The organism is Mesorhizobium sp. M7A.F.Ca.CA.003.01.2.1 (assembly GCF_003998945.1).
GTDB classification, from domain to species: domain Bacteria; phylum Pseudomonadota; class Alphaproteobacteria; order Rhizobiales; family Rhizobiaceae; genus Mesorhizobium; species Mesorhizobium ciceri.
On the sequence record NZ_RZRA01000286.1, the window covers coordinates 1 to 5,908 of the forward strand.

Consider the following 5,908-nt stretch of genomic DNA (forward strand, 5'->3'; position numbering starts at 1 on the left):
TCCCGCCATTGCGCGGTTCCTGTTCGGCCTGATCATCATTTCCGGCGCGCTCGGCCTGATGCGCATGGGCCAGAAGGAAGATCCCGATTTCACCTTCCGGGTCATGGTCGTCCAGGCGATCTGGCCGGGCTCCTCGATCCAGGAGATGGAAGACCAGGTCGTCAACAAGATCGAACGCAAGCTGCAGGAGACGCCGCATCTCGATTTCGTGCGCTCCTTCACCCGCGCCGGCAGCGCCATCATCACCGTGCAGATCAAGGGCGACACCAACACCGCCGAGGTGACCGACGCGTTCTACCAGGTGCGCAAGAAGGTCGGTGACATTGCCGGTGACTTGCCACAAGGTCTGCTCGGCCCCTATTTCAACGACGAATTCGGCGACACCTTTATCACCCTGCATTCGATCAGCGGCGACGGCTTCAGCTATCCCGAGCTGAAGAAGTTCGCCATCCAGGCGCGCGACATGCTTTTGACGACGCCCGGCGTCGAAAAAGCCGTTATCATCGGCGACCAGCCTGAAAAGCTCTATATCGACGTCTCGTCCAAGGCCCTGGCCGAACGGGGCCTGACGCTGACCGATCTGCAGAATGCGATCAAGGGACAGAACAATGTCGACCCGGCCGGCTCCGTCGATACCGGCACCAACTCGGTGCGCATTTCCGTCGAGGGCGATGTCGGCAAGGTCGAGGATATCAGGAACCTGCGCCTGCGCGCCGGCGGTCAGGTCACGAGGCTGGGCGACATCGCCACGGTGAGTTCGGGGTTGCAGGATCCGTTCCAGCGAAAGTACCGCTTCAACGGTCACGACAGCGTGCAGTTGGGCGTCGTCATGGCCAAGGGCTTCAAGGTTACCGATGTCGGCAAGGATGTCGAGGCCACCTACAAGCGCTTCGAAGAGGCGCTGCCCTACGGCGTTGCGGTCGACCAGATCTCCGACCAGCCGGGCGTCGTCACCGATGCGGTGGCGGAGTTCATGCATGCGCTTGGCGAAGCGTTGCTGATCGTGCTCGTGGTCTCGTTCCTGTCGATCGGTTGGCGTTCCGGCCTGGTCATCGCCATCGCCATCCCGCTGGTGCTGGCCGCGACCTTCGCCATCATGTACGAGCTCGGCATCGACCTGCAGCGCATCTCGCTCGGCGCGCTGATCATCGCGCTCGGTCTTCTGGTCGACGACGCGATGATCGTCGTCGAGATGATGGAGCGCAAGCTGGAGGAGGGAATGGTCAAGGTCGAGGCGGCGAGCTTCGCCTATTCCTCGACCGCCTTCCCGATGCTGACCGGCACGCTGATCACCACGGCCGGCTTTATTCCGGTCGGCTTCGCGGCCTCGACCGCCGGCGAATATGTCCGCACGCTGTTTTATGTCGTCGGCATCGCGCTGATCGTCTCCTGGTTCGTCGCGGTCTATTTCACGCCATGGCTCGGCAACATGATCCTCAAGCAGCGCAAGCATGCCGGCAGCCATCACGATGTCTTCGACACGCGTTTCTACCGCCGGCTTCGTGCCACCGTCAGCTGGGCCGTGCGCCATCGCATCATCGTCCTGGTGATGACGCTGGTCACCTTCGGCACCAGCCTGTGGGCTTTCCAGTTCATTCCGCAGAACTTCTTCCCGCAATCGTCGCGGCCGGAAATCCTCGTCGACCTTTGGCTGCCGGAAGGCACCAGCATCAAGGAAGTCGAGGCGCAGGCCAAGGCGCTCGAGACCAAGATGATGGACGACAAGGACAAGCGTTTCATCGCCACCTATATCGGCGAGGGCGCGCCGCGCTTCTTCCTGCCGCTCGACCAGCAGCTGAGCAACCCCAACTTTGCCCAGTTGCTCGTCATGGCCAATGACGAACCGGCTCGCGAGCGTCTGATCGTCAAGTTGCGCACCGTTCTGGCGCAAGACTTCCCGTCCATCCGTGCCAAGGTCGATCGTCTGTTCCTCGGTCCGCCGACCGGCTGGCCGGTGCAGATGCGCGTCATGGGGCCGGATCGCCAGGAGGTGCGCCGCATCGCCGACCAGGTGAAGGCGAAGTTCCGTGAAGATCCGCTGCTTGGCGCCGTGCATGATGACTGGCTGGAGCCGGTTCCGGCGATGAAGCTGGTCATCGACCAGGATCGTGCCCGCGCACTCGGCGTTACCTCGCAGCGCATCCGCCAGATGCTGCAGGCGACGATGTCCGGCGCGCCGCTCGACGACTTCCGCGACGGCGAGGAGACGGTGTCCATCGTCGCCCGCGAGCCGAATGCCAGCCGCAGCCTGCTGTCCTCGGTCGACTCGGTCTATATCCCGACCGACTTCGGCGGTTTCGTGCCGCTGTCGCAGGTGGCCAAGGTGGTGCCGGTGCTGGAGCAAGGCATCGAATGGCGCCGCGACCGCCTGCCGACCATCAGCGTGCGCGCCACCTTGCCCGACGGCGTGCAGTCCAACGACGTCGTCACCAAGATGTACAACGACATGAAGGACCTGCGTGCGGGTCTGGCGCCCGGTTACAAGATCGAAATCCAGGGCGGTGCGGAGGATTCGGCGGAAAGCCAGGCTTCGATCGCCGCCAAGGCACCGATCATGCTGGCCGTCATTGTCGTGCTTTTGATGATCCAGCTGCAGAACTTCGGCAAGGCGATGCTGGTGCTGGCGACCGGTCCGCTTGGCATTATCGGTGCTGCCGCGGCACTCCTGATCAGCGGTGCGCCGTTCGGCTTCGTCGCCATTCTCGGCGTCATCGCGCTGCTCGGCATCATCATGCGCAACTCGATCATCCTGGTCGACCAGATCGACCAGGACATCGCCGCGGGCATGGACCGCTACGAGGCCATCATCGGTTCGGCCGTTCGCCGTTTCCGGCCGATCACGCTGACGGCGCTGACGGCGGTGCTGGCGCTGATCCCGATCTCGCGCGGCGTCTTCTGGGGTCCGCTCGCCTACGCCATGATGGGCGGCATCCTGGTTGCCACGGTGCTGACCATCCTGGTCCTGCCGGCCGGTTACGCCCTGTTCTTCGGCCGGGAGCCGAAAAAGCGCGGGGCGGAGGGACGGACGGACGATCTGGAACTGAGCCAGGAAGCCGAAAAGCCGCAATTGGCGCTGGCCGCCGAATAGATCGATCACGCCAGTCGAAAAGGATCGGGCGCGCCGAAGCGCGCCCGATCCTTTTTATTTTTATGAGGTCAGATGACGAAGAACCAGTTGGCGAGCAGCATCACCACCACGCCGGCGACCAGCGTCAGATAGGGCAGCATGCCCGCCTTTTTGACCGAGAGGTCGGCCCCCGTCATGCCGAGATCGGCCAGCATGTGGTCGGGGAACTTGCCCTTGTCCTGAATGTAGTGTCGGAAGCAGAACACCGGGATGATCAGCGCTGCCGTGATCAGGCCGGCCCACAGCGCCATCGGGTTCCATACCTTGGCACCGGCGCCCATGAAGATCGCGTTGACATAGGCGAAGATCGCCCCGATCCCGAGCAGCCAGCTCGGCGCCTTCCAGGGCCGTGCGATATGGCCGTTGTCGATGCGGTGGATCCAGCCGGCGTTGAGGTTGAGGAAGTTGAAGATGATGTAACCGCAATTCGACACGGCGAGGATGAAGAAGAAGCTCGTCGCGTCGGCCGAGGCGATGGCCAGCACGATCAGGTTGAAGACGAGATCGGTCCACATTGCCCGTGTCGGCGCACCATGTTCGTTGACATGGCTGAGATAGCGCGGCAGCCAGCCGTCGACCGAGCCCTGGTAGAGCGTACGCGAAGAGCCGGCCATGGCCGTCATGATGCACAGCACCAGCGCCAGGATCATCAGCATCACCAACAGGCTGTGGACTAGCGCGCCGCCGCCGACCATGCCGGCCAGCGCGTCGGCGACCCCGGAGCCGTCGACGATCGGCGTCGCCAGCATACCGTTGAGGCCAAGCACGCCCTGGAAGGTGAACGGCACCAGGATGAACAGCAGCATGCACAGAAGGCCGGAATAGAAAATCGCCTTGAACGTGTCGGTGCCGGGGTTCTTGAACTCGGATGTGTAGCAGACGGCGGTCTCGAAGCCGTAGGTCGACCAGGCGGCGATGAACATACCACCAAGCACCAGCGTCCAGCCGGCGATGTTCCAGGCACCGGGCTCGGGCGCGTAGGCTGCGGCCAGCGGCACCAGCGGCGAAAAATTCGCCCAGTTGATCTGGCCGGTGACGATCGGCACCACGCCGACGATCAGCATCGGGACGATGACCAAGAGGCCGATATATTTCTGCACATTGGCGGTGCCGAGAATGCCGCGATGCTGGATCGCAAAGATGATCAGCATCAGCACTGCGCCGATAAAGAAGGTCGCGTTGAAGGTGAACGAGACCGGTCCCAGCGTGTGGCTGTAAAGCGTCCAGTTGCGGATTGCCGGCGTCGCCGCCGCGGTCACCGCTGTGATGGCGTCGGCGGCACTCGTCCCGGCATGCGCGGCGATATAGGCGACGACATCGGGTGAGGTTTCGGTGAACAGCGGCACTGGCGCCAGCGCGTTGAGGATGTAGGCGGCGGCGATCGAGCAGCCGAGCGACAGCACCGGCGACCAGGCGAACCAGTTGCACCAGACAGACAGCGGCGCGATGAACTTGGAATAGCGCAGCCAGGCGGTGGCGCCGTAGATCGACGCGCCGCCCGACTTGTTCGGAAACAGGCCGGCGATTTCGGCATAGGTGAAGGATTGCAGGAAGCCCATGATCATGGAGAAGATCCAGATCGCGAAGGCCAGCGTGCCGGTCGTGCCGGCAATGCCGCCGATCGAGAACAGGACCAGGGCCGGCACGCCGCTCGCCACCCAGAAGGCGCCGCGCCAGTCGATATTTCGGTGCAACTTGCCTTCGGCAAGCGGCTCCAGGACAGTCGTTATCGTGCTCATATGTCTTTGTTCCCCATTTTGATGTTCCCCGTTCGTGACGGCCGCGACTTCGCGAGGCTTCATCATCGACGCATGCTTTGGGCGGCTGTCGGTGTTTCCACTCAGTCGCATTTTTTTCTTAACAGTGAAGATTGATCCGGCGCGCTTTCAGGTCAAGCGATTTGTCGCGCCGTGCACATCACGCTTGCGAAACATGTCGGCTTCACACTGCCGCGGTGGGATTGTTCGGAAAAGGACCAAGGGTCAGGAAGCGAAAACCCGCCGGAGGCGGGTCGCGGCGCAAATCAGCACCATGGACGAATATGTAGCATAGCTGCCCTCAGCAGGTCAAGAAAAAATTCCTATCACGAACTGCAGCACGGCCTCACTGTCTTGGGAGGGAAGGGCCGTCAGGAACGCGGTTTGGTCTTTTGCGGATCGTAGTGGGCGAAGGCGACGACTCGCGCCGGCAGCCGCTTGGCATGGCCGTCGAGCTTGCCGATCTCGACCTCGGTACCGACAGCCGAATGGGTGACATCGAGCCTGGCCAGCGCGATGGTCTTGTTCAGCACCGGCGAGCGCATGCCTGACGTGACCACGCCGATCTGGGCACGGCCGACATGCACGCAATCGCCATGGCCGACGTCGACATTGGCGTCGATGTCGAGACCGACCAGCTTCGTCTGCGGGTGCTCCTTGCGGCGGATCAGCGCCTCGCGGCCGACGAAATCGTCGGTCTTGCTCTTCAGCGGCACGGTGAAGCCGATGCCGGCCTCGAACGGATCGGTCTGGTCGGAAAATTCGTATCCGGCGAAGATCAACCCGGCCTCGATGCGCACCATGTCCAGCGCCTGCAGTCCCATCGGCTTCAGCCCGTGAGGCTGGCCGGCTTCCCAGATGGCGTCGAAGACTTTTTCGACGTCGCGCGGGTGGCACCAGATCTCGGAGCCGAGCTCGCCGGTATAGCCGGTGCGCGAGACGACGACCGGAATGCCGTTGCCGCCACCAATGCGGGCGACGGCGAAGCGTAACCATTCGAGTTCGTCGATCGACGAACTCGAAT

3 protein-coding genes are annotated in these 5,908 nt (G+C 62.9%); 1 reads left to right on the forward strand and 2 read right to left on the reverse strand.

Annotated elements, in window-relative coordinates; translation table 11 throughout:
- On the forward strand, positions 1-3,088 hold a 3,088-nt coding region (locus EN969_RS13815; protein WP_164758246.1), incomplete at its 5' end, for an efflux RND transporter permease subunit.
- Between the two features lie 68 nt (positions 3,089-3,156).
- On the opposite strand, the gene EN969_RS13820 is transcribed toward EN969_RS13815, so the two are convergent.
- Both EN969_RS13820 and EN969_RS13825 read right to left on the reverse strand, forming a co-directional pair.
- Positions 3,157-4,866, reverse strand: a complete 1,710-nt coding sequence (locus EN969_RS13820; RefSeq protein WP_024502584.1) for an APC family permease — start codon at positions 4,864-4,866, stop codon at positions 3,157-3,159.
- Between the two features lie 389 nt (positions 4,867-5,255).
- Positions 5,256-5,908 (reverse strand): aminomethyltransferase family protein (locus EN969_RS13825; protein WP_164758247.1); only part of this gene is annotated, 653 nt, incomplete at its 5' end.

Coding starts and splice junctions, on each gene's coding strand:
- EN969_RS13820 (WP_024502584.1), bottom strand. CDS start 4,866: ATGAGCACGATAACGACTGTCCTGGAGCCGCTTGCCGAAGGCAAGTTG.